This window comes from Nocardia sp. NPDC052316 (assembly GCF_044547795.1).
Classification (GTDB): Bacteria; Actinomycetota; Actinomycetes; order Mycobacteriales; family Mycobacteriaceae; genus Nocardia.
This window is the reverse complement of the sequence record NZ_JBIUBB010000003.1, coordinates 816,796-843,542: the sequence shown is the minus strand read 5'-3', so window position 1 is coordinate 843,542 and position 26,747 is coordinate 816,796. Positions and strand designations below refer to the sequence as shown.

At 68.0% G+C, this 26,747-nt stretch carries 26 protein-coding genes and 1 tRNA gene; 14 read left to right on the top strand and 13 right to left on the bottom strand.

Annotated elements, in window-relative coordinates; all coding sequences use genetic code 11:
* The first annotated feature begins 42 nt into the window (after nt 1–42).
* Entirely contained in the window at nt 43–855 is an 813-nt protein-coding gene (locus ACIHA7_RS16650) for a TetR/AcrR family transcriptional regulator (protein WP_397290168.1), read from the top strand.
* Complete coding sequence (locus ACIHA7_RS16645; RefSeq protein ID WP_397290166.1) at nt 852–2,363, top strand: leucyl aminopeptidase; 1,512 nt, start codon at nt 852–854, stop codon at nt 2,361–2,363. Before ACIHA7_RS16650 ends, ACIHA7_RS16645 begins: the two co-directional genes overlap by 4 nt.
* A gap of 211 nt (nt 2,364–2,574) precedes the next feature.
* Here the strand turns inward: ACIHA7_RS16645 and ACIHA7_RS16640 are convergent, their stop codons facing one another.
* Nucleotides 2,575–2,937 carry an oxidoreductase gene (locus ACIHA7_RS16640; RefSeq protein ID WP_397290164.1) on the bottom strand — a complete coding sequence of 121 codons (363 nt, stop codon included), beginning with the start codon at nt 2,935–2,937 and terminating at the stop codon, nt 2,575–2,577.
* Nucleotides 2,938–3,199: 262 nt separating this feature from the next.
* On the opposite strand from ACIHA7_RS16640, the gene sucB reads away from it, so the two are divergent.
* The 5 genes from sucB (at nt 3,200) to lipA (ending at nt 8,270) form a co-directional block, all read left to right on the top strand.
* Nucleotides 3,200–4,969 carry a 2-oxoglutarate dehydrogenase, E2 component, dihydrolipoamide succinyltransferase gene (sucB, locus tag ACIHA7_RS16635; protein ID WP_397290162.1) on the top strand — a complete coding sequence of 590 codons (1,770 nt, stop codon included), beginning with the start codon at nt 3,200–3,202 and terminating at the stop codon, nt 4,967–4,969.
* A gap of 13 nt (nt 4,970–4,982) precedes the next feature.
* A complete protein-coding gene (locus ACIHA7_RS16630) occupies nt 4,983–5,891 on the top strand; it encodes a TIGR01777 family oxidoreductase (protein WP_397290160.1) in 909 nt (302 codons plus the stop codon).
* On the top strand, nt 5,888–6,424 hold the full coding sequence (locus ACIHA7_RS16625; protein ID WP_397290158.1) for a GNAT family N-acetyltransferase: 537 nt from the start codon (nt 5,888–5,890) through the stop codon (nt 6,422–6,424). Before ACIHA7_RS16630 ends, ACIHA7_RS16625 begins: the two co-directional genes overlap by 4 nt.
* A gap of 73 nt (nt 6,425–6,497) precedes the next feature.
* Nucleotides 6,498–7,229: a lipoyl(octanoyl) transferase LipB gene (gene lipB / locus ACIHA7_RS16620; protein WP_397290156.1), complete on the top strand. Its 732-nt coding sequence runs from the start codon at nt 6,498–6,500 to the stop codon at nt 7,227–7,229.
* 24 nt (nt 7,230–7,253) lie between these two features.
* Nucleotides 7,254–8,270 (top strand): lipoyl synthase, encoded by a 1,017-nt coding sequence (gene lipA, locus ACIHA7_RS16615; RefSeq protein WP_397290154.1) that lies wholly within the window; start codon nt 7,254–7,256, stop codon nt 8,268–8,270.
* Nucleotides 8,271–8,675: 405 nt separating this feature from the next.
* Here the strand turns inward: lipA and ACIHA7_RS16610 are convergent, their stop codons facing one another.
* Nucleotides 8,676–9,998 (bottom strand): MFS transporter, encoded by a 1,323-nt coding sequence (locus tag ACIHA7_RS16610; protein ID WP_397290152.1) that lies wholly within the window; start codon nt 9,996–9,998, stop codon nt 8,676–8,678.
* Between the two features lie 151 nt (nt 9,999–10,149).
* On the opposite strand from ACIHA7_RS16610, the gene ACIHA7_RS16605 reads away from it, so the two are divergent.
* Nucleotides 10,150–10,572 (top strand): RidA family protein, encoded by a 423-nt coding sequence (locus tag ACIHA7_RS16605; protein WP_397290150.1) that lies wholly within the window; start codon nt 10,150–10,152, stop codon nt 10,570–10,572.
* Here the strand turns inward: ACIHA7_RS16605 and ACIHA7_RS16600 are convergent.
* Nucleotides 10,561–11,076, bottom strand: coding sequence for a GNAT family N-acetyltransferase (locus ACIHA7_RS16600; protein WP_397290148.1), 516 nt, complete (start codon nt 11,074–11,076; stop codon nt 10,561–10,563). The genes ACIHA7_RS16605 and ACIHA7_RS16600 overlap by 12 nt on opposite strands.
* Nucleotides 11,077–11,487: 411 nt before the next feature.
* Here ACIHA7_RS16600 and ACIHA7_RS16595 point away from each other — a divergent pair, with 411 nt between their 5' ends.
* A complete protein-coding gene (locus ACIHA7_RS16595) occupies nt 11,488–13,686 on the top strand; it encodes an elongation factor G-like protein EF-G2 (RefSeq protein WP_397290146.1) in 2,199 nt (732 codons plus the stop codon).
* 61 nt (nt 13,687–13,747) lie between these two features.
* On the opposite strand, the gene ACIHA7_RS16590 is transcribed toward ACIHA7_RS16595, so the two are convergent.
* Together ACIHA7_RS16590 and ACIHA7_RS16585 are read right to left on the bottom strand one after the other, a co-directional pair.
* A complete protein-coding gene (locus ACIHA7_RS16590) occupies nt 13,748–14,647 on the bottom strand; it encodes a tyrosine-protein phosphatase (RefSeq protein WP_397290144.1) in 900 nt (299 codons plus the stop codon).
* A gap of 205 nt (nt 14,648–14,852) precedes the next feature.
* Nucleotides 14,853–14,925 (bottom strand) — tRNA-Arg (locus ACIHA7_RS16585).
* A gap of 416 nt (nt 14,926–15,341) precedes the next feature.
* Between ACIHA7_RS16585 and guaD the strand changes: the two genes are divergently transcribed.
* Entirely contained in the window at nt 15,342–16,676 is a 1,335-nt protein-coding gene (guaD, locus tag ACIHA7_RS16580) for a guanine deaminase (RefSeq protein ID WP_397290142.1), read from the top strand.
* Nucleotides 16,677–16,682: 6 nt separating this feature from the next.
* Here guaD and ACIHA7_RS16575 read toward each other — a convergent pair whose 3' ends face one another.
* Entirely contained in the window at nt 16,683–17,123 is a 441-nt protein-coding gene (locus tag ACIHA7_RS16575; RefSeq protein ID WP_397290140.1) for a DNA-binding protein, read from the bottom strand.
* Nucleotides 17,105–17,392 carry a hypothetical protein gene (locus ACIHA7_RS16570; RefSeq protein WP_397290138.1) on the bottom strand — a complete coding sequence of 96 codons (288 nt, stop codon included), beginning with the start codon at nt 17,390–17,392 and terminating at the stop codon, nt 17,105–17,107. The genes ACIHA7_RS16575 and ACIHA7_RS16570 overlap by 19 nt, the downstream gene beginning before the upstream one ends.
* Before the next feature lie 224 nt (nt 17,393–17,616).
* Here ACIHA7_RS16570 and ACIHA7_RS16565 point away from each other — a divergent pair, with 224 nt between their 5' ends.
* Entirely contained in the window at nt 17,617–18,132 is a 516-nt protein-coding gene (locus ACIHA7_RS16565; RefSeq protein WP_397290136.1) for a cupin domain-containing protein, read from the top strand.
* A 106-nt stretch (nt 18,133–18,238) separates the two neighbouring features.
* On the opposite strand, the gene glnA is transcribed toward ACIHA7_RS16565, so the two are convergent.
* Nucleotides 18,239–19,675 carry a type I glutamate--ammonia ligase gene (glnA, locus tag ACIHA7_RS16560; protein ID WP_107655077.1) on the bottom strand — a complete coding sequence of 479 codons (1,437 nt, stop codon included), beginning with the start codon at nt 19,673–19,675 and terminating at the stop codon, nt 18,239–18,241.
* Between the two features lie 251 nt (nt 19,676–19,926).
* Between glnA and ACIHA7_RS16555 the strand changes: the two genes are divergently transcribed.
* The gene (locus tag ACIHA7_RS16555) at nt 19,927–20,382 is read left to right on the top strand and encodes an RDD family protein (protein ID WP_397290134.1); all 456 of its coding nucleotides are present in this window, start codon (nt 19,927–19,929) and stop codon (nt 20,380–20,382) included.
* A gap of 205 nt (nt 20,383–20,587) precedes the next feature.
* On the opposite strand, the gene ACIHA7_RS16550 is transcribed toward ACIHA7_RS16555, so the two are convergent.
* From ACIHA7_RS16550 to ACIHA7_RS16535, 4 genes are all read right to left on the bottom strand, one after another.
* Entirely contained in the window at nt 20,588–21,322 is a 735-nt protein-coding gene (locus ACIHA7_RS16550; RefSeq protein WP_135235807.1) for a DUF4191 domain-containing protein, read from the bottom strand.
* A gap of 77 nt (nt 21,323–21,399) precedes the next feature.
* Nucleotides 21,400–21,849 (bottom strand): TY-Chap domain-containing protein, encoded by a 450-nt coding sequence (locus ACIHA7_RS16545; protein ID WP_397290131.1) that lies wholly within the window; start codon nt 21,847–21,849, stop codon nt 21,400–21,402.
* Nucleotides 21,850–22,061: 212 nt separating this feature from the next.
* Nucleotides 22,062–23,027, bottom strand: a complete 966-nt coding sequence (locus ACIHA7_RS16540) for an SRPBCC domain-containing protein (RefSeq protein WP_397290129.1) — start codon at nt 23,025–23,027, stop codon at nt 22,062–22,064.
* Nucleotides 23,028–23,029: 2 nt separating this feature from the next.
* On the bottom strand, nt 23,030–23,359 hold the full coding sequence (locus ACIHA7_RS16535) for an ArsR/SmtB family transcription factor (RefSeq protein WP_397290126.1): 330 nt from the start codon (nt 23,357–23,359) through the stop codon (nt 23,030–23,032).
* Between the two features lie 379 nt (nt 23,360–23,738).
* Here ACIHA7_RS16535 and ACIHA7_RS16530 point away from each other — a divergent pair, with 379 nt between their 5' ends.
* Both ACIHA7_RS16530 and ACIHA7_RS16525 read left to right on the top strand, forming a co-directional pair.
* A complete protein-coding gene (locus ACIHA7_RS16530) occupies nt 23,739–24,461 on the top strand; it encodes a DUF2334 domain-containing protein (protein WP_397290124.1) in 723 nt (240 codons plus the stop codon).
* Nucleotides 24,461–25,570 (top strand): glycosyltransferase, encoded by a 1,110-nt coding sequence (locus tag ACIHA7_RS16525; protein WP_397290122.1) that lies wholly within the window; start codon nt 24,461–24,463, stop codon nt 25,568–25,570. The genes ACIHA7_RS16530 and ACIHA7_RS16525 overlap by 1 nt, the downstream gene beginning before the upstream one ends.
* 139 nt (nt 25,571–25,709) lie before the next feature.
* On the opposite strand, the gene ACIHA7_RS16520 is transcribed toward ACIHA7_RS16525, so the two are convergent.
* Nucleotides 25,710–26,585 (bottom strand): DMT family transporter, encoded by an 876-nt coding sequence (locus tag ACIHA7_RS16520; RefSeq protein ID WP_397290120.1) that lies wholly within the window; start codon nt 26,583–26,585, stop codon nt 25,710–25,712.
* Between the last annotated feature and the right edge of the window lie 162 nt (nt 26,586–26,747).

The following is a 26,747-nucleotide window of genomic DNA, read 5'->3' as shown; positions in this document are numbered from 1 at the left end:
GCGGCATCGCTAGAATTTCGTCACACCTGTTCGTGTGTCGAAATGGAGGTCGAGGTGGCCTGCGGAATCTGCGGCAGCACCCTCACCCAACCGGTCCGCGGCCGCAAACGCCGCTACTGCTCCCGCGCGTGCCAGGCCCGCGCCTACCGCGCCCGCCGCAACGAGGTGACGCCCGCCCCGCGCACCGCGCGCCCGGCCAAACTGACCACGATCGGCATCGTGCGCGCCGCCGTCGACCTGGCCGACCGCGAGGGCATCGACGGACTGTCCATGCGCAGATTGGCCAGCGAACTCGGCGCGGCAACCGCGGGCCTGTACCGCCACTTCGCCGACCGCGAGGCGCTGCTGGCAGGCATGGCCGAACTGGTGCTCGCCGAAATCCACCAGCCCGACACCGAACCCGGCGACTGGCGAACCCGGCTGACCCACGAGGCACACGAGGAATGGCAGCTGTATCAACGCCACCCGTGGATGCTGCCGATCCTGGCCCGGATACGCCCGCCGATCGGCCCCGCCCTCCTGGACATTCTCGAACGTTCCTTCGCCGCCCTCGACCAGCGGGGCCTGACCCGCGACACGATTCTCGCGATGTATCTCGCGTTCTCCGGCTTGGTCCAGGGCCTCGCTTTGCTGACCAGTTCCGAGCGCGCCGACCGGCTCCGCGCCGCCGAACCGACGGAGATGCCCGCCGATCTCGCCGAGTTGCTCGACCCGGCCGTCCGCCCCGTGCTGCACCGGCTTTTCGCCGACGGCCCACCAGGCCCGGACCTGGACTTGGACGCCATCCTCGACACCGGCCTCGGACTGCTCCTCGACGGCATCGCGATCAGACTGCCCAGTAGCCTGTCGCCATGACCGCTGTTGCAGATCGTTCACTAGGACCGGAACTCGCGCGTACCCAGACCATCGGTGTGGACACCGACGTCCTGGTCCTCGGTATCACTTCGTCCGAGAACGGTCCCGCCATCGTGCCCGAGGACCTGTTCAGCGACGTGCTCACCGCCGATGTCCGTGCGGAACTGCTGGATCAGCTCGGCGCGGTCGGCGCGAAGGGCAAGGCCGAGGAACTGACCCGCGTTCCCGCCCCGGCCGCGCTGCCGGATGTGACGAGTGTGCTCGCCGTCGGCCTCGGCGCCGCCGACAAGATCGACGCCGAGCAGATCCGCCGCTCGGCCGGTGTTGCCGCGCGCACGCTGTCGGGCACCGAGCTCGTGGCGACCACCCTGTCGGGTCTGGACATCGGCGCCGCAGCGGAGGGTTTCTACCTCGGCGCCTACACGTTCACGTCGTTCAGGTCGGGCAAGTCCGCGCCCAAGCCGGACGAGCGGCCGGTGGCCCGCGTCGAGTTCTTGGTGCCCGAACCGGAATTCGGCGAGGCGGAGCTGTTCCGCGCTCAGCTGATCGCCGAAGCCGTCGCCACCGCGCGGGATTTCGTGAACACCCCACCCAGCCATCTATACCCCGCCGAATTCGCTTCCCGCGCGGAGGAGTTGGCGAAGGCGGCCGGCCTCGACGTCGAGGTGCTCGACGAAAACGCGCTGGACGCAAGCGGTTACGGCGGCGTGCTCGGCGTGGGCAAGGGTTCGTCGCGGCCGCCGCGGCTGGTCCGGATCACCTACGCGGGCGGCCCGAAGAAGGTCGCGCTGGTCGGCAAGGGCATCACCTTCGACACCGGCGGCATCTCCATCAAGCCCGCGCAGAACATGGAGAACATGACCTCGGACATGGCGGGCGCCGCCGCGGTGGTCGCCACCACGCTGCTCGCCGCGCGGCTGAGCCTGCCGGTGACGGTCACCGCGACCGTGCCGATGGCCGAGAACATGCCATCGGCCACCGCGCAGCGCCCGGGCGACGTGCTCACCCAGTACGGCGGCACCACCGTCGAGGTGCTCAACACCGACGCCGAGGGCCGCCTCATCCTGGCCGACGCGATCGTCCGGGCCGGCGAGGACGAGCCCGACTACCTGATCGACGTCGCCACCCTCACCGGCGCGCAGATGGTCGCGCTCGGCACCCGCACGCCCGGCGTGATGGGCACCGACGATTTCCGCGACCGCGTCGCCGAGATCTCCCGGCGGATCGGCGAGAACGGTTGGGCCATGCCGCTGCCCACCGAGCTGCGCGCCGACCTCAACTCCAAGATCGCCGACCTCGCCAACGTCGCCCCGCACCGCTGGGGCGGCATGCTCTCGGCCGGGCTGTTCCTGAAGGAGTTCGTGCCGGAGGGCGTGCAGTGGGCCCACCTCGACGTCGCGGGCCCGGCCTACAACACGGGCGGACCGTTCGGCTACATCGGCAAGGGTGGCACCGGGGTGCCGGTCCGCACCCTCATCGCCGTCATCGAGGACATCGCCGGAGAGTGACACCGGTGCGCCGTCCGGCCGACGTCGGACGGCGCACAACCTCCCGCACCACGCACGGATCCAGGGGCTCCGGCGCGCATCCGCCGACAGCCGCGGACGCCCACACGGCACCGCCCGAGCCGCCGACAGGATGCACCCCGCACCGGTTCCACGATATTCCGTGCACGCCCGAATCGACCGCTATGCGGCGTCGCTCGACGGTAGCCAGGAGCTATAGATCCCGCAGATCCGCTTCGAACGCGCGCTGCCGTTCGATGCGTTTACGGGCGTCATAATCCCGCATCCGTTGTGGATATCCAGTCTTACCGACCTCGTACACGGGAATCCGCAAATCTTTGGCAAGCCGCCGTGCCCCGCGCTCACCGACGATCCGCCGCGTCCATTCGCCGTCTGCGGCGATCAGCACGACAGTGACATCGGTCACGGTCGTTTTCGGCTCCAAATAGCCTTCGACACCGACATGGGTACGCACCCACTCGGCGAGATAGCGAGCGTCCTCGACGCCCCCCGAACCCGCACGTACTGCGCTACCACCCCGGGTCGCGCCGCCTCGGAAACGATCTAGCAAACCCAACGACGCGCACCTCCTTTCCAACCCCGGCACAGAGTGCGCGCCGGTCTCCCCATCTTGCCAGCCCGACGAAGTTCACTGCCCTTGTGCTACACGCCGGGCGGACGAGTGCAAGGATGGATCGCGGTACAAGAACCACACAGATCTCCGGTGCCACGCACAATGATCGGTGGCTTTCGGACTCGCGCCGCAACCCGCGGCGCCGGGCCCGCCGAGAGATCAACTGTTGTAGAAACCCGTCGAGCAGTCAGAGGAGTCAGAGGACATGGCCTTCTCCGTCCAGATGCCAGCTCTTGGTGAGAGCGTCACCGAGGGAACGGTCACCCGGTGGCTGAAGCAGGAAGGAGACACGGTCGAGGTCGACGAGCCGCTGCTCGAGGTCTCCACCGACAAGGTCGACACGGAGATCCCGTCCCCCCAGGCGGGCGTGCTGTCGAAGATCGTCGCCCAAGAAGATGATGTGGTCGAGGTCGGTGGTGAGCTCGGCGTGATCAGCGAAGCCGGCGAGGCGTCCGAGTCGAGCTCGGCTCCCGCCCCCGAAGCCGCTGCCGCGCCCGCGCAGGAAGCTCCCGCCGAGGAAGCTCCGGCCGCCGAGCCCGAGCCCGAGGCTCAGGAAGAACCGGCCCAGGCGCCCGCCGCCGAGGCCGCGCCCGCGTCGTCGGGCGATGGCACCCCGGTCAAGATGCCCGAGCTGGGCGAGTCGGTCACCGAGGGCACCGTCACCCGGTGGCTCAAGGCGGTCGGCGACGATGTCGCCGTCGACGAGCCGTTGCTCGAGGTCTCCACCGACAAGGTCGACACCGAAATCCCTTCGCCGGTGGCGGGCAAGCTGCTCGAGATCACCGCGCAGGAAGACGATGTCGTCGCTGTGGGTGGACAGCTCGGCGTGATCGGCAGCGGTTCGCCCGCGAAGGCGGAGCAGCCCGCGCCGAAGCCGGAGCCGAAGCCCGAACCCAAGCCCGAGCCGAAGCCGGAGCCCAAGCCGGAACCGAAGCAGGCCGCCGCGCCCGCCCCGGCGCCGAAGGCCCCGGCCCCCCAGGCCCCCGCCCCGAAGGCGCCCGCCGCGACCGCTACGGCGACCGAGTCGGACTCCGCCGGTAACGGTTCCACCCCGTACGTCACCCCGCTGGTGCGCAAGCTGGCCGACGAGAACGGCGTCGACCTGTCCTCGCTCACCGGTTCCGGTGTCGGCGGACGCATCCGCAAGCAGGACGTGCTCGCCGCCGCGGAGGCCAAGAAGGCCCCGGCTCCGGCCGCCCCCGCGGCCAAGGCGAAGGCCGCCCCCGCGGCCGCCAGCCCGCAGCTGGCTCATCTGCGCGGCACCGTGCAGAAGGCGAACCGGATCCGGCAGATCACCGCGACCAAGACCCTGGAATCGCTGCGCACCACCGCGCAGCTGACCCAGGTGCACGAGGCCGACGTCACCAAGATCGCGACACTGCGGGCCCAGGCCAAGGCCTCGTTCAAGGAGCGCGAGGGCGTCAACCTGACGTTCCTGCCGTTCTTCGCCAAGGCCGTCGTCGAGGCGCTCGGCGTGCACCCGAACGTCAACGCCAGCTACGACGACTCCTCCAAGGAGGTCACCTACCACGCCGCGGTGCACCTCGGCATCGCCGTCGACACCGAGCAGGGCCTGCTCTCCCCGGTGATCCACAACGCGAGCGACCTGTCGCTGGCCGGCCTGGCACGCGCCATCGCCGACATCGCCAACCGCGCCCGCAACGGTGGACTCAAGCCGGACGAGCTGTCCGGTGGCACGTTCACCATCACCAACATCGGCAGCCAGGGTGCCCTGTTCGACACCCCGATCTTGGTTCCGCCGCAGGCGGCCATGCTCGGCACGGGTGCGATCGTCAAGCGCCCGGTGGTGGTGAAGGACGACACCGGCAGCGAGTCCATCGGCGTCCGTTCGATGTGCTACCTGCCGCTCACCTACGACCACCGCCTCATCGACGGTGCCGACGCGGGGCGCTTCCTCACCACGATCCGGCACCGGCTCGAGGAAGCGGCGTTCGAGGCCGACCTCGGCCTCTGACCGTCGTGTACGCATGAAGGTCGTGATCGCCGGCTCGTCCGGGTTGATCGGGACGGCGCTCGTCGCGGCACTGCGCCGCGACGGGCACGAGGTCGCCCGCCTGGTACGCAGGCGGGCGGCCGGCCCGGACGAATTCGCCTGGGATCCGGTCCGTGCCGAACTGGACGAGCGGGCTTTGCGCGGCGCCGACGCGGTGGTCAACCTGTGTGGCGCGAGCACAGGGCGCCGCCGCTGGAACGGCAGCTTCAAACAGGAGCTGCGCGACAGCCGGATCACCCCGACCGACGTGCTGGCCGCCGCGGTCGTCAAGGCGGGCGTGCCCGCGTTGCTCAACGCCAGCGGCGTGCACTTCTACGGCGGCGACACCGGCGACCGGGTGGTCGACGAAACCTCGCCCGCCGGTTCGGGTTTCCTGGCCACGCTGTGCCGGGATTGGGAGGCCGCGACGCGGCCTGCCGCCGACGCGGGCGTGCGCACCGTGCTGTTGCGCAGTGCCATCGTGTTGTCCAGGCACGGCGGGCTGCTCAGCATGCTGCACCCGCTGTACTTCCTCGGTCTCGGCGGGCGGCTCGGCAGCGGCCGTCAGTACACACCGTGGATCTCGATGGCCGACGAGATCGGCGCGATCGTTTTCGCGCTGCGCTCGCAGACCCTCGCCGGTCCACTCAACGTCGTCGGCCCCGCGCCGGTGACCAACGCGGAGTTCAGCCGCGCGCTCGGCCGTTCCCTGCACCGGCCGACGCCGCTGGTGGTGCCCGCGTTCGCGCTGCGCGCGCTCGTCGGCGAGCTCGCACAGGAGGCGATCCTGCGCGGACCGCGCGCGATACCAACGGCCCTCGAGGAGGCGGGCTACGAGTTCCAGCACCCCACCATCGGCGCCGCACTGGCCGCGACGGTGGGACAACCCGGAGACGATCGATGACCGACCAGCTCGACACCCGCCCCGCCACCCGCATCCGCGACGCGCACCGCGACGACCTGCCCGCCATCCTGGCGATCCACAACGCGAATATCGCCACCTCCACGGCGATCTGGGATCTGGAGCAGGTCGGCCTCGACGACCGCCTCGCCTGGTTCGAGGACCGCACCGCCGCTGGCCTGCCGATCCTCGTCGCGGAGATCGACGGTGTGGTCGCGGGTTACGCGAGCTACGGTCCGTGGCGGCCCAAGGCGGGCTACCGCTTCACCGTGGAGAACTCGGTGTACGTCGACGAACGGTTCCAGCGCCGCGGCATCGCCACCGCCCTGCTCACCGAGCTGATCGAGCGGGCACGGCAGACAGGTCACGTGCACGCGATCATCGCTGGCATCGAATCGGGCAACACCGGGTCGATCCAGCTGCACGAACGCTTCGGCTTCCGCGTGATCGGTGAGTTCCCCGAAGTCGGCCACAAGTTCGGCCGCTGGATGGACCTCACCCTCATGCAGCTGACGCTGCCGGTCCACGCGCGCTAGCTCGCACCCCCTGTGGCACGGTCCACAGCACACAGCTGGAAGAGAACAACCCGCCCGGCGTACCGTCGAGCTCGTGAACGACACGCGCACCACGTGGTCCGCCCGATTCGATACGACCCCGATCGTGGTCGAGGATCTCGGACTCATCGACTACCACAGCGCCTGGGAGCTGCAGCGCACCATCGCCGCGCAACGGGCCGACGGCATCGGATCCGATCGCCTACTGCTGCTGGAGCACCCCTCGGTCTACACCGCGGGCCGCCGCACCGAGGCCGAGGATCTGCCGATCGACGGCAGTCCGGTGGTCGAGGTGGACCGCGGCGGCAAGATCACCTGGCACGGACCGGGCCAGCTGGTCGGCTACCCGATCGTGCGGCTCGCTGAACCGGTCGACGTCGTCCACTATGTACGCAGGCTCGAGGAAGCACTCATCACCGTCTGCACCGACCTCGGCCTGACCTGCGGCCGCATCGAGGGACGTTCCGGGGTCTGGCTGCCCGCCACCGACGTGTTCGCCGAACGCAAGATCGCCGCGATCGGCGTGCGCGTACAGCGCGGCGTCGCCCTGCACGGCATCTCGCTCAACTGCAACGCCGCCATGGACGGCTTCCAGGCGATCATCCCCTGCGGCATCCGCGACGCCGGTGTCACCACGCTCTCGCGCGAGCTGAACCGCGAGGTCACGGTCGCCGAGGCGAAGCCACTCGTCGCCGACGCCATCGCCCGCGCCCTCAACGGCGAACTGCCGGTAACCGCGCACGATATTGCGCGCGTCACACCGGCAGGTGGGGCCGCGAGCGCCTGATCCGGTAGGCGTAATGTCGATCTGGTGACCTCAGCTTCAGCACCGGCAGGACGCAAACTGCTACGCATCGAGGCGCGCAACGCGGAGACCCCGATCGAGCGCAAACCTCAATGGATCCGGACGAAGGCCAAGATGGGCCCGGAGTATTCCGAGCTCAAAGGCCTCGTGAAACGCGAGGGCTTGCACACGGTGTGTGAGGAGGCGGGCTGTCCCAACATCTTCGAATGCTGGGAAGACCGTGAGGCCACCTTCCTGATCGGCGGCGAACAGTGCACCCGGCGCTGCGACTTCTGCCAGATCGACACCGGCAAACCGGCCGCACTCGATCGGGACGAGCCGCGCAGGGTCGCCGAGAGCGTGCAGGCGATGGGCCTGCGCTACTCGACCATCACCGGCGTCGCCCGCGACGACCTGGACGACGGCGGCGCCTGGCTCTACGCCGAAACCGTGCGCGCCATCAAGCAGCTCAACCCGAACACCGGCGTCGAACTGCTCATCCCGGACTTCAACGCCGACCCCGACCAACTGGCCGAGGTCTTCTCCTCGCGCCCGGAGGTGTTGGCGCACAACCTGGAGACGGTGCCGCGCATCTTCAATCGCATCCGCCCCGCCTTCCGCTACGAGCGTTCCCTCTCGGTCCTGACCGCGGCGCGCGAGGCGGGCCTGGTCACCAAGTCCAACCTGATCCTCGGCATGGGCGAGACCCCGGAAGAGGTCACCCAGGCGATGCGCGACCTGCACGAGGCAGGCTGCGACATCCTCACCATCACCCAGTACCTGCGCCCCTCCCCGCGCCACCACCCGGTCGACCGCTGGGTCAAGCCGGAGGAGTTCGTGGAGCACTCCAAGATGGCCGAGGAGATCGGCTTCGCCGGCGTGATGGCCGGGCCGCTGGTCCGCTCCTCCTACCGCGCAGGGCGCCTCTACACCCAGGCCATGGCGCACCACGGTCGCGAAATCGCGCCGGAGATGGCGCATCTCGCCAAGGAAGGCACCGCCTCGCAGGAAGCGTCCGCCGTTCTCGCACGCTTCGGCAGCTGATCGCGACGTTCGCACTCGGGACCGGTCCGCACCCGCCTGCCGGGCGCGGGCCGGTTCCCAGGCGCAACACCACGCGAGCCGAACACCACGCGAGCCGGTCCTCTAGTACGGCACCCTGTGGCCCGGTCCCGGCACCCAGCGGCCCGGTCCCGGCACCCAACGACCCGGTCACCGTCTTTGCCGCCACCATGACCGCCTTCGCAGGCAACAAACGCCCCGTGGTCGGCCCGTTCCCCGCCCGCGAGAACACCTGGCGCCTGTCCACCGACTGGATCTGCGAAAGCCACATCGCGGTCGCCCAGTCGTCCCCCCGCCTGCGCGTGACTATTTTGCGCACCCGACTGCTTCCCGCAGACCAACAGTCCACCGAGGTCCGGCCGTTTCGAGAACGGGTTGCGAACCGACCTACCGCGATCCCTCCAATGCCCGAGCACGAGTGCGTTTCCACAGCACCAGCACACCCACTGCCGAGCCGACCATGGCGAAGCCGACCACCCATAGCCCGGCGCGTTGGCTTCCGGTCCAATCGCGTAGCGCGCCAGTGATGTACGGTGCGGCGAAGCCGCTGAAGTTGCCGATCGAGTTGATCAACGCGATACCGCCTGCCGCTGCCGCACCGGTGAGGAAGGCACTGGGCAGCGCCCAGAAGGTGGGCAGTGCGGCGAGTACGCCGACGGCGCATACGGTCACCGCGACCATGGCCGCCAACGGATTTCCGAGATACAGCGCCACCGGAATGGCGAGGCCGCCGAGCAGTGCGGGCAACGCGACGTGCCATGGGCGTTCCCCGGTCCGGTCGCCGTGCCTGCTCCACCACACCATGACCACAGCGCCGATGACGTAGGGCACCGCGTTGATGAGACCGCGCTCGACCACCGAATAGCTGGTGCCGTACTGCTGTTCGAAGCCCTTGATGATCGTCGGCAGGAAGAACCCGAGCGCGTAGAGCCCGTACACGATCCCGCCGTAGACGAGGGCGAGGCCGAGCACTCGTGAATCGGTGAGCGCCTTGCGCACCGTCCATTGCTCGGCCTTCTCCACTTCGGCCTGCTCGGCGGCGAGTTCGGTACTGAGCCACTGCCGTTCGGCCTTGGTGAGCCAACCGGCCTGTGCGGGGCTGTCGGTGAGGAAGAACCAGGTCGCCACCGCCAGGAAGATGGCGGGCAGCCCTTCGACGAGGAACATGAACCGCCAGCCGCTGAGGCCGAACACGCCGTCGCCGTGTTCGATGATCAGACTCGACACGGTGGCGCCGAGCGCGGTGGACACCGGCACGGCGACCATGAACAGGGCGACGATCTTCGCGCGCTGGTTCTGCGGGAACCAATAGGTGAGGTAGAGCAGGATGCCCGGGAAGAAGCCCGCCTCCGCCACGCCGAGCACGAAACGCAGGATGTACAGCACGGTGTCGTTCGGCACGAACGCCATCGCCGTCGCGACGACACCCCAACTGGCCAGGATTCGGGCGATCCAGCGGCGCGCACCGAACTTGTGCAGCGCCAAATTGCTCGGCACCTCCAGCACCAGATAGCCGATGAAGAAGATCCCGGAGGCCAGCCCGAACGCGGTCTCGGTGAGCCCGAGATCGGCCTTCATGCCGCTGGGCCCGGCGAACCCGATATTGACCCGATCCAGATAGTTGACGAAATACAGCAGCCCGAGAAACGGCACCAGGCGGAGGGTGACCTTGCGCAGCGTCGCGCGAGGCACGTCGGGTGTCACAACCATCCGCGCACTGTCACCCCGGAGACACCCGCGGGTCAAGCCCCCAACCGGGGGTGCTCGCCTGCGCGGACATGGGTGCGAGCGTCTCCTCGAGGCGCGTAAGTCATAGCACGACTACATGATTCGAGCTGTTCCGGCGGTCTAAGCTGTGCTCGTGGCGAAGATCAACGAACGGCTCTCCGACATCCCCGGCGTCGCTCCCGGCTTCGGCTACGCGCACGCGGTGACCACATCGAACGGGCTCGCCTTCGTGTCCGGCCAGATCGCGGTCGACGCCGACGGCAACCTGGTCGGCGCCGACGACCTGGCCGCCCAGACCAGGCAGGCGCTGACCAACCTGGAAAACGTGCTGCACGCCCTCGGCGCCGACTGGACCGACCTGGTCAAACTCACCTGGTTCGTCACCGACACCAGCGGGCTGCAAGACCTGCGCGACGTCCGCGACGAGTTCCTGCGGCCCGCGCTCGGCGACCAGCCCAACCCGGCCAGCTCCCTCGTCCAGGTGGCCGGACTGTTCCGCCCGGAGTTCCTCGTCGAGGTCGAGGCCGTGGTGGCGGTCGCCGAATCAGGGCGCTGAGGGCTCGACGCGCCGCAGATAGCAGTCGACCGGGCCGTCGTCGTCGCTGGTGTGGCTGTACCCGAATCCCGCACGCCGAGCCACCGCCGCCGACGCGTGATTGTCCGGGTCGACTCGGATGACCGCCTCGTCGGCGAGCCCGGATTCCGCGAGATAGCGGCACGCTAGTTCGACTGCCCGGGTCGCGTACCCGCGTTTGCGCCAATCCGGGTAGATCCCGTAGGCGAGATTGGCTTGCCGGTCGGTCAGATACGGCTGCCTGGTATGCACGTCCAGCGTCCCGATCAGCGTTCCGCTCGCCACATCCAGCACCGCGAACGTTCGGGCCGCCGCGTTGTCCTGCCATCGCCGCACACACCGATCGAAATGCCGCACAACGGTTTCCAGCGTGCCGCGCCCGCCGTTGAGCCAGCGCGCCAGCTCGTCGTCCTCCCCCGCCAGATGCGCCTCGGCATCGGCCACCGTGATCGGCCGTAGTGCGATGGCACCGTCGGAAATCAGCACGTAGCCATCGTGCGCAGGCGGGCCCGAGCGCGGCAAGTGCTTTCCCCGCGGCATCGGCTGCCTGCGAACTCGCATCGGCCCGTCGGCGAGGCAGCATCGGCGTGGCGGCGCCCTCGTATCACCCCCGTCGGTGAGCTCGCACCGCCCGTTGGCGAAGCTGCATCGACGTGGCGGCCCCCGTACGTCGCCTGACACCGCCCCGTCCGCCAACTCGCATCACCCGCCGGCCAACTCACATCGGCGTGGCGGCAGCGTCGCAGCGGCCTGCCGACAAAGGCACAGTCGCCAACGCCCCAGGTACGGACCGAGCAGTCCGTGGCACCGGATCTCCCGATCCGGGGACGCGCGGCGACTGCCGGTGGGAAGCTCGAAGGACCGCAGGTGTCGGGGCGCCAGGAAGCGAGACGCACAGTGGACAAGGCGAGTGGAGCCGCAGGGGGCAACGGCAGAGTAGTTACGGCCGAGCGGCCGGATCAGATTCGAAATGTGGTGCTGGCCGGGCACAGCGGATCCGGGAAGACCACATTGGTCGAGGCGATGGCGTTGACCACGGGGATGGTGAATCGGGCGGGTCGGGTCGAGGACGGCACGTCGCTGTCGGACTACGACGAGATCGAGCATCGGCAGCACCGCTCGGTGCAGTTGTCGGTGGTGCCGCTGGCCTGGTCGGGCATGAAGATCAACCTGATCGACACACCCGGATACGCGGATTTCGTCGGTGAATTGCGAGCGGGCCTGCGCGCGGCCGACGCGGCACTGTTCGTCATCTCGGCCGCCGAGGGCTCCGAAGGTGTCAGCGGTGCGACCCGCGCGCTGTGGGAAGAGTGCGCGGCGGTCGGCATGCCGCGCGCGATCGTGCTCTCCCACCTGGACACCGCGCGGGCCGACTTCGACGAGATGACCGAGACCTGCCGCACCGTGCTCGGCGGCGGCGCGTCGGAAAACATTCTCCCCCTGCATCTTCCGGTGTACGGCCCGCGAAGCGCGGACGGCCACCGCCCGGTCACCGGGCTGATCGAGCTGCTGCCGAACTGCGTGGTCGACTACTCCTCCGGCGAGCGGGTGGAGACCGAGCCGACAGCCGAGCAGTCGGCGATGCTGGCGCAGGCGCGCAACCGGCTCATCGAGGGCATCATCGCCGAGAGCGAAGACGAAACACTGATGGAACGGTATCTGAGCGGCGCGGAGATCGACCTCGCGACGCTCGTCACCGACCTGGAACGGGCCGTGGCCAGGGGCAGTTTTCATCCGGTGCTGTTCGGCGCGCCCGCCCCGGAGGGCGCCAAGCAGGGGCTGGGCACCGTCGAACTGCTCGACCTGATCACCGGCGGCTTCCCGACTCCGTCGGAACACATCGTCTCTGCCGTCACCGCGCTCGGCGGCAACACCAGGCGCCAACTCGACTGCGATCCGAACGGCGCGCTCGCGGCCGAGGTGATCCGCACCGCCTCCGACCCGTACGTCGGGCGGGTGTCGCTGGTCCGCGTATTCTCCGGGACGCTGCGCGCCGACGACACGGTGCACGTCTGCGGCCACGGCCTGGAGGAGCGCGGCCACGAGAGCCACGACGTCGACGAGCGGGTCGGCGCGATCTCCGCACCGTTCGGCAAGGGGCAGCGCCCGCTCGGCCAGGCCATCGCGGGCGACATCGCCTACGTCACCAAACTGAGCCGCGCGGAAACCGGCGATACGCTCTCGGGTACCGACAAACCGCTGTTGATCGAGCCGTGGCAGATGCCGGATCCCTTGCTGCCCATCGCGATTACCGCGCACAGCAAGGCCGACGAGGACAAGCTGTCGCAGAGTCTGACCCGGCTGGCCGCCGAGGATCCGGCCGTGCGGCTCGAACACAATGCGAACACCCATCAGCTGGTGCTGTGGTGCCTCGGTGAGGCGCACCGCGATGTCGCGCTGGAGCGATTACGAACCAGGTTCGGCGTGCAGGTCGACGTGGTCGAGCATCGGGTCGCACTGCGAGAAACGTTCGCGGGCAAGGCGAACGGGCGTGGCAGGCACGTGAAGCAGTCCGGCGGGCACGGTCAGTACGCGGTATGCGAGATCGAGGTCGAGCCGCTGCCGGGTGGTTCCGGCATCGAGTTCGTGGACCGGGTGGTCGGCGGAGTTGTTCCGCGCCAGTTCATTCCGTCGGTGGAGAAGGGCGTGCGCGCACAGGCGGCGCGCGGGGTGGCCGCCGGATATCCGCTGGTCGATGTGCGGGTCACGCTCTTCGACGGCAAGGCGCACTCGGTCGACTCCTCCGATGCCGCATTCCAGACCGCAGGCGCGCTCGCGTTGCGCGAGGCCGCCGCCAGCGCCGGTGTCGCGCTGCTGGAACCGATCGCCGAGGTCTGGGTGCTGGTCGCCGACGACTATGTCGGTCCGGTGCTGAGCGACCTCTCCGGTCGCCGCGGCCGCGTCCTCGGCACCGAACCGCACGGCACCGGGCGCACCCGAATCCATGCCGAGGTACCGGAGCTCGAACTCAGTCGGTACGCCATCGATCTGCGCTCGCTCTCGCACGGCACCGGCGACTTCACCCGGTCCTACACGCGGCACGAAACGATGCCGAACCAACTCGCCGCCGCGATGCGCGAGCAGGCGAAAAAGTAGTCCGACAACGACATTCGGGCCCACCCACGGATAGTGGATGGGCCCGAACATCTTTCGTCGACTAGGTGACCAGGTTCCTGCGCAGTTTCAAGATGGTGCCGCCGTCCAGGCCGAGCCCCTGGGTCAGATACTTGCCGAGGTCGCCGTAGTCCTGCCGCATCTTCTCGACCGCGGCGTTGAGGTACGCGTCCCGGACTTCCTGCAGCGGGATCAGCAGGTCGGGGTTCTGCATCAGGCCCGCCTGCTTCACCTGCTGGCGCAGCGCGGCGTCCGCGGCGGCGCGGTACTGGTTGGACAGCAGATAGTCTTGCCGCGCAGTGCCTTCCGGCACGCCTACGGCACGCAACAGCACGTAGGTCAGCCAGCCGGTGCGGTCCTTACCCGCCGTGCAGTGGTACAGCGTGGCCCGGTCGGTGTTGGCCAGGTCCTTGATCGTCTGCCCGAACGCGGCCCTGGACTCCTGGCGGCTGATGAACGTGGTGTACATGTTCAGCATGATCTGCTCGGCCTTGCCGTTGCCGAGCGCCTCCTCCTGCTTCTGCGGATCGCGGGTCTGGATCACCGCCAGCATCTGCTGGAACAGCCCGGTGTCGTCGATCGGCCGCGCCACCTGCCGAGCGCCGGGGATCGGCTTGTCCGCACCGGCGAATTGCACCTCGCCCGGCGTACGCAGATCGATCACGGTCTGCACCTGCAGGCCCGCCAACTTCTGCACATCCGCCGCGGTGAGCTTCTCCAGCGAGTCGCCCCGAATAGCTTTGCCCGGCTTCACCTTCTCCCCGTCGTAGGTCCGGTATCCGCCGATATCACGAACATTCACCGCACCCTGCAGATCGATCCGTGCGGCGGCGACCACCGACTCCGCCTCGGGCTGGGCGGTCGCCAGCGGTGGAGCGGCGGTCATCGTCACGGCAAAGGTCGCCAGGGCGGCGGTAATCAAAGAAATAAATGAAACCTTCATGGCGCGGGACAGTAGAACGTGTTTCACTCGCGTATCGGCGTTCGCTCGCATCCCGCCGCATCTGCCCCGCTCAGCGGGACCCAGCTGGCAGTCAACGAGATTCGCGCTGGATTCCGCGCGAGATGCGCCTACCATCCGCACGTGATTACGGTGGTCGATGATCAATATGAGGAGCGATTGCTCGACATTTTCGGGTTGAAAAGGGCCATGGAGGGCGGGGTTCGAACCCGCGACCGTCCCATTCGTTGTGGGCGTTCTACCAACTGAACTACTCCATGACCCTGACGCAGGTTATGTCGAATCGAATTGCGCGACAATTTGTTTTCGTTCGAGGCTCGGTGGTGAAACTCCCGGCAAGTTCTCAGGCGCCGGCGAGACCTGCGCGGGGCAAGGCGGCAACGCGCGTACAACGACCTTCATGGCCGAACGGGACCACTCGCGTCGGCCGATGTGTACGAATTCGCCGTCCAAGCACAGAACGACCGGCAATTTCACGCAGCACGAGAACGCACGGCGCTGCAAGCCCTGTGCGAGTTCGGCGAGCCGCGGTGCGGCCAGCAGCCGGCGTCGTGCGCCGGAACCCGTGTGCACGGCATCGCACACCGGGTGGCGGTGAGGGCAGCACCTCTCCAGCCCGCGACACACCGCCACCAGAGCGTTGGTTACGACGGTTGCGGGTCGATAGCGTCGAGGCATGGCTGAAGACAATCTGCCTGCCGTCTATCGCGGCACCGTGCTGCACTTTCTCCGGGATCCCGGGGCCGACGACGATCCCGACGCGTGGGAGTTGTTCGAGGACGGGGCACTCGCGGTCGGTATCGACGGCAGGGTGCGTTGGGTGGGCGACTGGTCGGCGTTGCCGGACCAGCATCGCGGCGCGGTCGTCGATCACCGAGGCAAGCTGATCGTTCCGGGTTTCGTGGATACCCACATCCATTACAGCCAGTACGACATGATCGCGAGTTTCGGTGCGCGACTCGAAGATTGGCTGCAGGAGTATGTTTTTCCGACCGAGCGCAAGTTCGCGGATGCCGACTATGCCGACCGGATAGCGGGCCTGTTCCTCGACACATTGCTGGCCTGCGGGACCACCACCGCCAGTGTGTACCCCACCGTGCATCCGACCTCGGTGGACGCGTTCTTCGCGCAGGCGCGGCGGCGCGGCATGCGGATGACGTGCGGCAAAGTCCTCATGGACAAGCAACCCGACGCGCCCGACTTCCTCGCCGATGCCGGTGTGCCGCAGGCCGAGGACGAGACCAGGCAGTTGATCGCCCGCTGGCACCGGACGGACCGGCTGACCTACGCGATCACCCCACGCTTCGCGCCGTCGTCCTCGGCTGAACAGCTGGCCATGGCCGGTCGGCTGCTGCGCGACTTCCCCGATGTGGCGTTGCAAACCCATGCCGCGGAGAGTCGCCCGGAGACTGCGAGCGTGCTGGCTCGTTTCACCGATGCCCGCTCGTACCTGGATGTGTACGACCAAGCGGGCATGCTCGGCCCGCGATCCATCTTCGGCCACTGCATTCACATAGACGATCAGGACCGATCCCGGCTGGCCGACACCGGCGCCGCCATCGCCTTCTGCCCCACCTCCAACCTGTTCCTCGGCAGCGGCCTCTTCGACTTCGCCGCCGCCCGCGACGCGGGCGTCCGAGTGGGACTCGGCACCGATTGCGGTGCCGGAACCAGCTATTCGATGCTGCGCACCCTCAATGAGGCCTACAAGGTGATCATGCTCAAAGAGTCGACTAAACCTCCCCACTCACGCACCAGCCTGTCCGCCCTCCGCGGCTTCTACCTGGCCACCCTCGGCGGCGCCGAAGCCCTGCACCTCGACGACCACATCGGCAACTTCCGCCCGGGCAAGGAAGCCGACTTCCTCGTCCTCAACTGGACCGCCACCCCCACCCTCGCCCACCGCACCACCCGCGCCCGCACCTTCCAAGAACGCCTGTTCGCCCAAATGATCCTCGGCGACGACCGCTCCGTCGAAGCCACCTACCTCATGGGTCGTCGCGTCCCGTAGCCCCGCCTAAATCCCGATCAACCGCACGGACCCACCACACAACTTCCGCATGTCATCGGCGTCGCTGGTGAGCACGACCACCGGAACCTGCTGCCGCCGAGCCATTTCTGCGACAACGGCGTCGATCGCGTACTTGTGTCCATGCAACCCCGTCGCGATCAGCAGCGCCGAAGCCGCCTTCGCCGACGCATCATCGACCTGTTCGATCCGGAGCGCGGACAACAACCACGCCAGTCGTGCTCGGTCGGTCTTGCGGTGCGTCGCCTCGATGATGGTGAGCGCACTGATCACGACTTCCATTCCGCGCGAACGCGCTTCGGCGACGATCGCGACCACCGACACGGAATCCTCGACGAGGCGCGACAACCCATCGCAGTCCAGAACCAACGTCCCCTGATGCAGCGTGGTGGAGCGCCGGGCGGGTCGATTCAGCTTGCCGTGTGCCACTGGTCCGACTCACCGAGTGCGCTGTCGAACAAATCCCTGGCACGTTGCCGTTCCGCCTCGGGCAGCGGACCATTGCGCCGTTCGTGGTCTGCGATGTACTCGTCGAGCAACATCCCACGAAGTTCGCGCTCGACGGCCGAGGTGACGAACGAGGAGAACTCCCGTTTGCCGACCCGGCGGCGGATCGCCTCGGCGGTGCCTTCCGGCAATGACAGACTGACCCGCGTCGCGGGACCTTTGCCGATCCGATGTTCGGGCTCGCTGCTCATTGCTTGATATTATCAATTGAAGTAGGAAACCTCAATGCCCCGCTCCAGCCGAAGCAATGTCCGGCGCCGGACCGACTACCGCAGGGGTCGCAGACCGAGTGCCGCGCCGTCGCCGGCCGTCGGAGCCGTTGCGCGTACAACCGCACCCGCTGTACCCAATTCTCAACTGTTCCAGCAGGACTCGGCGAGCAAGCCTGTCGGACCCGATGCGTATGGTCGGCGGGGTGGATAACCTCGATATTCCCGCGTTGGTGGCCGTGCTGCCCGGCGAGGGTGAAACCGTTCATATTCCGGGCTTCGGTGCCACGTACAAGCTTTACGGTCACCACACCAATGGGGTGATGTCGATCGTGGAGCATCCGTTCGACGTCGGCACGATCACGCCGCCGCACATGCACAGCCGGGAGGACGAGTACTCGATTGTGTTGGAGGGGCGGATCGGGTTTCGCTCCGACGACACCGAGGTCGTGCTCGATGCCGGCGGGTACATCATCAAGCCGCGTGGCGAGATGCACGCGATGTGGAACGCGAGTGACGTGCCCGGTCGCATTATCGAGATCATCATTCCGGGTGGTTTCGAAACCTATTTCCGCGATCTTGCGGCCCTCATCGCCGACGCAACCGCCACGTCCGAGTCCTTCACCGCGCTGGCCACCCGATATGGATTGACCTACGGACACCCCGACTGGCTCGATGATGTCATCGAGCGCTACCACCTCAACCCGATCGTCCCCCGCTAGCCGCGATCCCGTCGCCGAAGCGAATAAGGTTCCGCCCGGAAACGGGCAACGGCCCACCCGCGGATCGCGGATGGGCCGTTGCCGAACGACTCGACGTACGAACGACTTACACGTCGTAGTACAGCTCGAACTCGTAGGGGTGCGGGCGCAGGTTCACCGGGGCGATTTCCTGCTCGCGCTTGATGCTGATCCAGGTCTCGATCAGGTCGTCGGTGAAGACGTTGCCCTCGGTCAGGTAGTCGTGATCCTGCTCGAGGCGGTCGATGACCGTGGCCAGGCTGGTGGGGGCCTGCGGGATGTTCTTGGCCTCCTCCGGCGGGAGCTCGTAGAGGTCCTTGTCGACCGGGGCCAGCGGCTCGATCTTGTTCTTGATGCCGTCCAGGCCCGCCATCATCATGGCGGCGAAGGCCAGGTACGGGTTGCCCGAGGAGTCCGGCGCGCGGAACTCGATGCGCTTGGCCTTCGGGTTGTTGCCGGTGACCGGGATACGCACGGCGGCGGACCGGTTGCGCTGCGAGTACACCAGGTTGATCGGCGCCTCGTAGCCCGGGACCAGACGGTGGTAGGAGTTCACGGTCGGGTTGGTGAACGCCAGCAGCGACGGGGCGTGGTGCAGGATGCCGCCGATGTAGTGACGCGCCAGATCCGAGAGGCCGCCGTAGCCCGCCTCGTCGTGGAACAGCGGCTTGCCGTCCTTCCACAGCGACTGGTGCACGTGCATGCCCGAGCCGTTGTCACCGAAGAGCGGCTTCGGCATGAACGTGACGGACTTGCCCTCCTGCCACGCGGTGTTCTTCACGATGTACTTGAACAGCTGCAGGTCGTCGGCCGCACCGAGCAGCGTGCCGAACTTGTAGTTGATCTCGGCCTGACCGGCGGTGCCGACCTCGTGGTGGCCACGCTCGAGCTCGAAGCCCGCGTTCTGCAGGTTGGTCGAGATCTTGTCGCGCAGGTCGACGTAGTGGTCGTACGGCGCGACCGGGAAGTAACCGCCCTTGTTGCGAACCTTGTAACCGAGGTTCGGGGAGCCGTCCAGGTTCGTCTTCACGCCGGTGTTCCAGGAACCGGAGATCGAGTCGATCTCGTAGAACGAGCTGTTCATCTGCGAGCCGTAGCGGATCGAGTCGAAGATGTAGAACTCGGCCTCGGCGCCGAAGTACGCGGTGTCGGCGATACCGGTCGAGCGCAGGTACTCCTCGGCCTTACGCGCGATGTTGCGCGGGTCGCGGCTGTAGGCCTCGCGGGTGAACGGGTCGTGCACGAAGAAGTTGAGGTTCAGCGTCTTGGCGGCGCGGAACGGGTCCAGGCGCGCGGTGCTGAAGTCGGGCAGCAGCAGCATGTCCGACTCGTCGATCGACTGGAAGCCACGGACGGAGGAGCCGTCGAACGCTAGCCCTTCCTCGGCGAGGTCGGTCGTGAAGGCCTTCGCCGGGATCGAGAAGTGCTGCTGCACACCGGGAAGATCGCTGAACCGGATGTCGACGTACTCGACTTCTTCGTCAGCGAGATATTTGATGACCTCGTCGGCCGTGCTGAACGTCACTTGTTCTCCTTACGGATCGGTTCCCAGCGAGTGTCGATTGCGTGGGTTCGTCGCGTCCAGACGGTATGGACGCGGTGTTTCCCGGCGGTCAAGTTCGTGTTTCGCCAGTGTTACACGTACGGCTGGCCGGGTGACTAGGCCCACCCGGGCTCGAACAGCATGCTAATCCTGCCATCCGCGCCGAGACGCGCTGACGTGAACTCCCCTTATGCGGTGCCGGGCGGCCGGTCGGTCCCGCATATTGTGGGGGCATGGCACGCATGACGGGATCGTGGCTCTCCGGCCCTTCGGAGGGCTCCGGCGATCAGGCAAACCCCGAGTTCCCCGGCGAACACCTCGGGCTGCCGAAGTCCGGTGCGGGTTCGCTGTCCGGGATGGCTCGCCGGATCGCCGCGCTGTTCGTGGATTGGTTGATCGCGCTCGGCATCGCGGCGCTGATCGTGCGCGGCAGTTCGGCGTCCAGCCTGACGCTGCTGGTCTGGTTCGTCATCGGGGTCGCCGCCGTGACGATGTTCGGGTTCACGCCCGGTCAGTACTTCCTGCGGTTGCGGACCGTGCGGATCGACGCGCCGGTGACCGTGGGTTTCGTTCGCGCGCTGGCCAGGCAGGCGCTGCTGGTATTCGTGGTGCCCGCGCTGTTCACCGACGCCGATGGGCGTGGCATGCACGATCGTGCGACCGGCACTGCGCTCGTCCACTCGCGCTGAGATCGCGCAGTACTCGGCACCCGCTGGTCTACCAAGCCCTCGCCGACGACCGCATCGCCCGGCTCGTCAAGGCTTGACCAAGATCAAGGGGAACTGATGCCGGCATCCGTCGAGAGGCGAACAGCACCAGTTCCTCCTGATCATGAAACGTCCACGCATGCGAAAGGCCCGCATCCGACTGGGATGCGGGCCTTTGCGTACGAGGTCAGCGCCTGCGAATGGTGCGCTGGACGCCGCGCATCTTGGCGCCGGCGGGCATCGGGCCCTTGGGCAGCGCCGGGCCGGTGCGCGAGCTGAGGGCGGTCAACCTGCCCTCGATGAGGTCCATGCGCTTGGTGTCGATGTTGCGGGGCAGCTTGGTCAGGTAGCGCTGCAGTTCCTTCAGCGGCACCTGGCCTTCGTCGTTGCCGATGACGATGTCGTAGATCGGGGTGTCGCCGATCAGCCGGGCGGTGCGCTTCTTCTCCTGCGCGAGCAGCGATTTCACCCGCTGCGGGGAGCCCTCGGCGACCAGCACCACGCCGGGCAGCCCGATCACCCGGTGCACCGCGTCGAGCTGGGTGGTCGCGGCGATGCCGTTGGACACCCGCCACTTGCCCTGCAGGTTGTCCAGCACCCAGGCCGCGGCACCCGCTTGGCCCTCGGCTTTGCCGTAGACGCTCTTCTGCACCCGCCGGCCGAAGATGATGAACGCGGCCAGCGCGCCGAGTACCACGCCGAGCGGGACGAGGAACCAGGTCAGACCGAAAATCAGGCCGATGACCAGGAAGACAGCGGTGATGCCGAGCAGCGCGCCGATCATCAGCGGCAGCAGCAGCTTGTCGTCCTTGCGCTGCATCTGGAACGCCTGCCAGAGCTGCTGCCTGCGCTCTTTCGACTGCTGCTTGCGGGCCGCTTTCGCCGCGGCCTTCGCTTCTTTGGTGGGCTTACCTGCTGCCATGCCACTCAGGATAGTGCCCACGTCGTGCGGGTTCTGCCACGCCCGCCTCGGCGGCGTCCATTACCGTCGCGTCGGCGTCAATTCCAACCGCGCCTGGCCATCGATCCGAGCACGGTGAGATCCAGATCACCGGACGCCTCGGTCCACCCCATCGCCCGCAATTCGACCGGCGTCGCCACACCGAGCGCATCGCGGAAGCCGATGGCCACGGAGCGGGCGAACTCGACCAGGCTGCGCGGGGAGATCGGCCAGAACATGGTCCTTGTCCAGTTGTCGACCTCGCGGCGCAGCATCGGTTCGTTCCAGCCGAGCTCGCGTAATTCCTGTGCGGCGGCGTCCGGAATGGGCTGTGCCAGATAATGATCACCCGCCAGCTCGGCGGACAATTTGATGTCGTACTGCATGAATTGGACGTACCGATTTCCGGGCGCCGCGATGATCAACGTTGCCCGCGAAGGTAGCTCAGACAGACACAGCGCCAGTGCTTGCACGAACTGCTCCCAGTCCGCGGTCACCGGCTCGTTCATTCTTCCCCCGGGCGCTCGCACTGGCCCGATCATACGCCGCCCCGCCTGAGACACCACGTGAATCTTGTTGTACCCCCTGATACTTCGCGACGTTCATAGCCGAAGCGAATGGCCCATTGTTCGCTGGTACGAGCCATTTCGCTGCGGCAGCGAGTTCGGACGGCGGGCCCGACTCCGGTCCGCGTCCGTGCCGCTGACGGAAAGGATTTCGCTTACGCCGAGTCGAGTTCCGCGGCGTAGCGGGCGGTCAGCTCGGCCACCCGGCCCACCGGCCAGGGGCAGCGCACCTCACCCTGCGACGCGGCGAAGAAGAGTTCGAGGTGAACGTGCCAGGCGGCGAGCAGTTCCGCACGGGCCGAGGCGAGTTGCCGCGGGACGGTCTGGGTCAGCTCGACGTGGACGCCGAGGTCGGGATCGGCGTGGAACTGGAAACGGACCGTGCCCACAGCGCGACCGCCGTGGTGCCACTGGTAAGCCATGGCGGTGGGCGACTCGACCACAGTGCGCGGGCCCGCCTCGACGTGCTGATTGCTCGCGCGCAGCGGCGCGGGCCCGCCAACGACGGGCGCGCCGTCCTCGACCAGCAACGACCACAGCTTCTCCACCGGCTGCCACATCATGTCGCGGACGAAACGCAGTACGTACCCGTCGGCGGTGGTCTCGCAGGAGCCTGAGTCGAGACCGAAAGCAGCGATGTAGTCCTCGAGGTCGGCGAGCCGGCGACCCTCGTCCACGTCGGGCGCGGTGCCGTCCAGGGCGGCGGCGAGGGCGGCCAGGCACTGGTCCCAACCGACCGCGGACCGCGCGGCGCCGCGCCTGCCCTCGGCGCCGCCGCCGAGCACGTGGGTGAAGACCAGCAACGTACCCTCGCCGTCAGGCAGGAGTTCGAAGCGCAGCACGTCCCGGTTCCAGCGGAACATGAAAACCTTCGGCGGATCCACTTCCAGCACTTCACCTTCGGACGTGCTGTCGATGGTCTCCGGCGCGTCGGCGAAGGTGAACCGCATCGCCGCGCCGGGCCGGACCTCGGCGGTGACGCTCGCCGGGAACCACGCTGCCATCTCACGTGGATCACTCACCGCGCGCCACACCTTCTCGGGTGGGTGCGCGAACCTGCGTTCCATCCGCAGGGTGGGGGCGCCATCGATGGTGTGCAGTTGAGCGCGGGGGCCGGTCATCATCATCCTTTCCGCAGGGCGGGATCGTCGGGCATCGCGTCGAGGTGGCGCTCGAGGACATCGAAACTGGCTTCCCACATCCGCCGATACGGCGCGAGCCATGCCTCGACCTCGGCCAGGGACTCGGGCCGCAGCCGGTACCACCGCCGCTGGGCGTCCTGGCGCACCGCGACCAGTCCCGCGCCGCGCAACACCTTCAGATGTTTGGAGACTGTCGGCTGCGCCAGCCGCAGTTCCGCGACCAGGTCGCCTACCAGCCGCTCCCGCTCCCGCAGCAGATCCAGGATCTGTCGGCGGTGCGGTTCGGCCAGTGCCTCGAACGTTGATGCCACATGGGCAATATAGCCAATAGGGAATATAACCGCCAGGGGTGAACCTCGGAAGTGCGCGAGGATCGGCGGACAGAGCGAGACCGCCGGTCACCACACACCCGCACCGGTAGACCACGCACGACTCACCGCGAGCCGATCCGCTCGCGCCGCGGCGCAGGCATCGGAGATCACAACGCGAAGTCCCCGCCATGGTGTCCCGCTCGACGCGCAGCTAGACCGAGGTGTTCTCCGAGCAAAGCATGGTGGCGGTGCATCGCGGGTGAGTGCTTCGCGGTGGCTCGTTGGACGGGGTGCTGATCCGTCTAGTTTCGGCGGTTTGCTGTTCAGCTGGTGGCTACCGGGCGGTGTTAGTTTGCGGTGCGTGTGTGCGCGGTTGGTGGTGAGCGTTCATGACGTCGCGCCTGCTAGTGCGGCGGAGACGGCGCGGTGGTGTGCCGATGCCGATGGGTTCGGGATTCCGGTGTCGCTGTTGGTTATTCCTGGGCCGTGGCGGGGTGCGGCGTTGGCCGAGCGGCCGGATTACGCGGGTTTTCTGCGGGAACGGCGGGCGGGTGGGGACGAGATCATGGTGCACGGGTGGTCGCATCGGGCCGGGCCAGAGGGTGGGTGGCCGCGGCGGGCGCTGGGCCGTGCGGTGGCGCGCGGTGCGGCCGAATTCGCCGCGCTCTCCGCGGATGAGGCGGCAGCCAAGCTGCGGAAGGCCAAGGCGGTAATGGCCGAATCCGGGCTTTCGACAACGGGTTTCACCCCGCCCGGCTGGCTCGCCGCACCCGCGGCGGAGCAAGCGCTACGCGCGGCGGGCTTCTCGCACACCACGGACCACTTCGGCGCGAAGGACCTGCGAACCGGTCGCCGCCACCGCGGTTTCGCCCTCTCACACCGCCCCGGCGGCGGCTGGTCCGAACGCTTCGGCGCCACCATGCTGGTCGCCATGGCCCGCCGCAACGCGGCCAACGGCGGACTGGTGCGCCTTGCCCTGCACCCGGACGACCTGCACCGCCCCGGCCTGCGTGACGCCACGTTGCGTGCCATCGACGCCGCCCTGCACGCGGGCACTCGCGCAACCACCTACGCCGACTTGGTCAGAGCGGCAGACAGCTGATGCGCATCGTGCAGATCGCCAACTTCTACACCCCCGCCTCCGGAGGACTGCGCACCTGCCTCGATGAGATCGGCCGGGGTTATCTCGCGGCGGGGCACGACCGCGTGCTGGTGGTTCCGGGGCCGGCGGACGGTGACGAGTCGACGGCGTCGGGGCGGCGAATCACCGTGCACAGTCCCAAGTTCGGGGCGGGCGGCTATCACGTGCTGACCGCGCGGCGGACGCGGGCGATCCTCGATGGGTTGCGGCCGGATGTGCTGGAGTGCAGCGACAAACTGAGTGTGCGTTGGCTTGCTCCGTGGGCGCGCGGTGTCGGCGTGCCGTTGGTGCTGTTCTCGCACGAACGTATCGACGCCATCCTGCGCACGCGTGTGCCACCCGGTTTCCCGTTGGCCACGGCCGCCGACCTGGCCAATCGCCGCCTGTGTGTGCGGGCGGAAAAAGTGGTGGTCACGTCGAGTTTCGCGACGGCGGAGTTCGCCCGGATCGGGGCAACCAATGTGCGTCGCGTCCCGCTCGGCGTCGACCTGACCACCTTCCGCCCTACCGAAAAACCCTGGGCCGCAGGCGATCCGGTACGCCTGGTGTTGGTGAGCAGGCTGTCCAAGGAGAAGCGGGCCGAACGCGCGATCGAGGCGGTGCGGGTACTGGTCGAGTCCGGTCTGCACTGTGAACTCGCGGTCATCGGCGACGGCCCGCTACGGCCCCGCCTCGAGCGCCTGGCCCTCGGACTACCGGTGGTCTTCCACGGCCACCTCACCGACCGCGCCACCATGGCGACCATGGTCGCCAACGCCGACATCGCGGTATTCCCCTCCCCCGCTGAGACTTTCGGGCTCGCGGTGCTGGAATCGCTCGCCTGCGGCACCCCCGTCGTAGTCCCCGACGCAGGCGCGGCACGCGAACTCGTCGACGCCCCCGGTTCCGGCATCGTCTCCGACGGCACGCCGCAAGGCTTGGCCGATGGCGTCCGGCAACTCCTGACGGTCCCCGCCCCGCAGCGCCGACACGCCGCCCGCCTGGCGGCCGAACGCTTCCCTTGGTCGGCCACGGTCACAAGCATGCTCGCCCTGTACGCAGACTACGAATCGCCCGCCCGCTCAGCCTGACCACAAACCGTGATCGAGGGAACACAACGGCGGCAAAGCCCGAGTAGACCCGCGACCATGTCCCGTGGTTCCGGGCTCGTCCTTCTCGAATCGCAGCAGGGTTGTGAGCCGGATCCCGACCGCCACACCGAACTTCAAGTTATGGAACCCGCTCGTACACCGGCTGATCCGACAGCGACGGGTCCAGTTCGTCATGCAACGTGGGTGAGTTCGCGAGCAACGCGATCCCGGTGATCACCAGCACGGCCGCGAGAACCAATAACACCGGCCGCGGTTGAACAGTCACCGCGAACAGAGTCAGACCTGCCGCGTAACTGAGCACCGGATCAGTGATCGTCATAGCGGTGAGCGCGGTGGGCAGCGATCCTCGGGCATATGCCTCCTGCGTGAGCAACCCGCCGAGGACGGTGGACACCGGAATCCCCAGCAGCGCCCAACTCGGATCAGGCAGCACCGTGGTCGCGATCACCACCAGCACCGCCGTCGTCGAGAAGCAGCAACCCGCCGCCACCGCGACCAACGCCGACCGCAACTGCGTCGAGTTCGTCAGCCGCGACACGGCGACCAACCCGATGATCCCCGCGAACACACCCGCACCGACCCCGGGCAGCAACTCGGGCCGCACCGCCGCATGCCCCGGCGCGCTCTGCCCCACCAGCAGGATCAACCCCGCACACACGAAAGCGGTCCCCGCCCAATCCCGCCCGAGCAGCGCCCGCCTGCGCCGCGCCGCGGCGAACGGCAACGCGAACAGCAGTTGCACCACCAGCAGCGCCTGCACCACCGCGATCGCCCCGACCCGCAGCGCCACCGCGTGCACCACGAACCCCGCCACATTCGCACCCTGCCCCGCCAGCCACCGCCGATCGGTGACCAACCGACGAGCAATCCCCACGAGCACCAGAAACCGGCCGTGCCCGGCTTCGGTGGCTGCCTGCCGTGCCGCCCCCTGCTGCAACGCCGCCGACACCGCGAACAGCAACGCCGCGAACAGTGCGAGTGAGATAGTTCCCACCGCAGCCACATCCACAGGCTCACTGCCCTGCATATCCGCGGCCTCCGGCATACCGCCCATGCTGGCGGCCCGGAGTGAACACGGCATGGCGCCCGCCCGGCGGGCTGGCAACACCTACCGACAGACCACCCCGGTTCCAGGGGCTGGACGGTCGTCCGGGCA

Bases quoted from the DNA above. Each gene is read 5' to 3' on its own strand.
- sucB (WP_397290162.1), top strand. From the start codon at position 3,200: ATGGCCTTCTCCGTCCAGATGCCAGCTCTTGGTGAGAGCGTCACCGAG.
- ACIHA7_RS16525 (WP_397290122.1), top strand. From the start codon at position 24,461: ATGCGCATCGTGCAGATCGCCAACTTCTACACCCCCGCCTCCGGAGGA.
- ACIHA7_RS16555 (WP_397290134.1), top strand. From the start codon at position 19,927: ATGGCACGCATGACGGGATCGTGGCTCTCCGGCCCTTCGGAGGGCTCC.
- ACIHA7_RS16545 (WP_397290131.1), bottom strand. From the start codon at position 21,849: ATGAACGAGCCGGTGACCGCGGACTGGGAGCAGTTCGTGCAAGCACTG.
- guaD (WP_397290142.1), top strand. From the start codon at position 15,342: ATGGCTGAAGACAATCTGCCTGCCGTCTATCGCGGCACCGTGCTGCAC.
- ACIHA7_RS16610 (WP_397290152.1), bottom strand. From the start codon at position 9,998: ATGGTTGTGACACCCGACGTGCCTCGCGCGACGCTGCGCAAGGTCACC.
- ACIHA7_RS16550 (WP_135235807.1), bottom strand. From the start codon at position 21,322: ATGGCAGCAGGTAAGCCCACCAAAGAAGCGAAGGCCGCGGCGAAAGCG.
- ACIHA7_RS16650 (WP_397290168.1), top strand. From the start codon at position 43: ATGGAGGTCGAGGTGGCCTGCGGAATCTGCGGCAGCACCCTCACCCAA.
- ACIHA7_RS16630 (WP_397290160.1), top strand. From the start codon at position 4,983: ATGAAGGTCGTGATCGCCGGCTCGTCCGGGTTGATCGGGACGGCGCTC.
- ACIHA7_RS16570 (WP_397290138.1), bottom strand. From the start codon at position 17,392: ATGAGCAGCGAGCCCGAACATCGGATCGGCAAAGGTCCCGCGACGCGG.
- ACIHA7_RS16590 (WP_397290144.1), bottom strand. From the start codon at position 14,647: ATGAAGGTTTCATTTATTTCTTTGATTACCGCCGCCCTGGCGACCTTT.
- ACIHA7_RS16645 (WP_397290166.1), top strand. From the start codon at position 852: ATGACCGCTGTTGCAGATCGTTCACTAGGACCGGAACTCGCGCGTACC.
- ACIHA7_RS16625 (WP_397290158.1), top strand. From the start codon at position 5,888: ATGACCGACCAGCTCGACACCCGCCCCGCCACCCGCATCCGCGACGCG.
- ACIHA7_RS16540 (WP_397290129.1), bottom strand. From the start codon at position 23,027: ATGACCGGCCCCCGCGCTCAACTGCACACCATCGATGGCGCCCCCACC.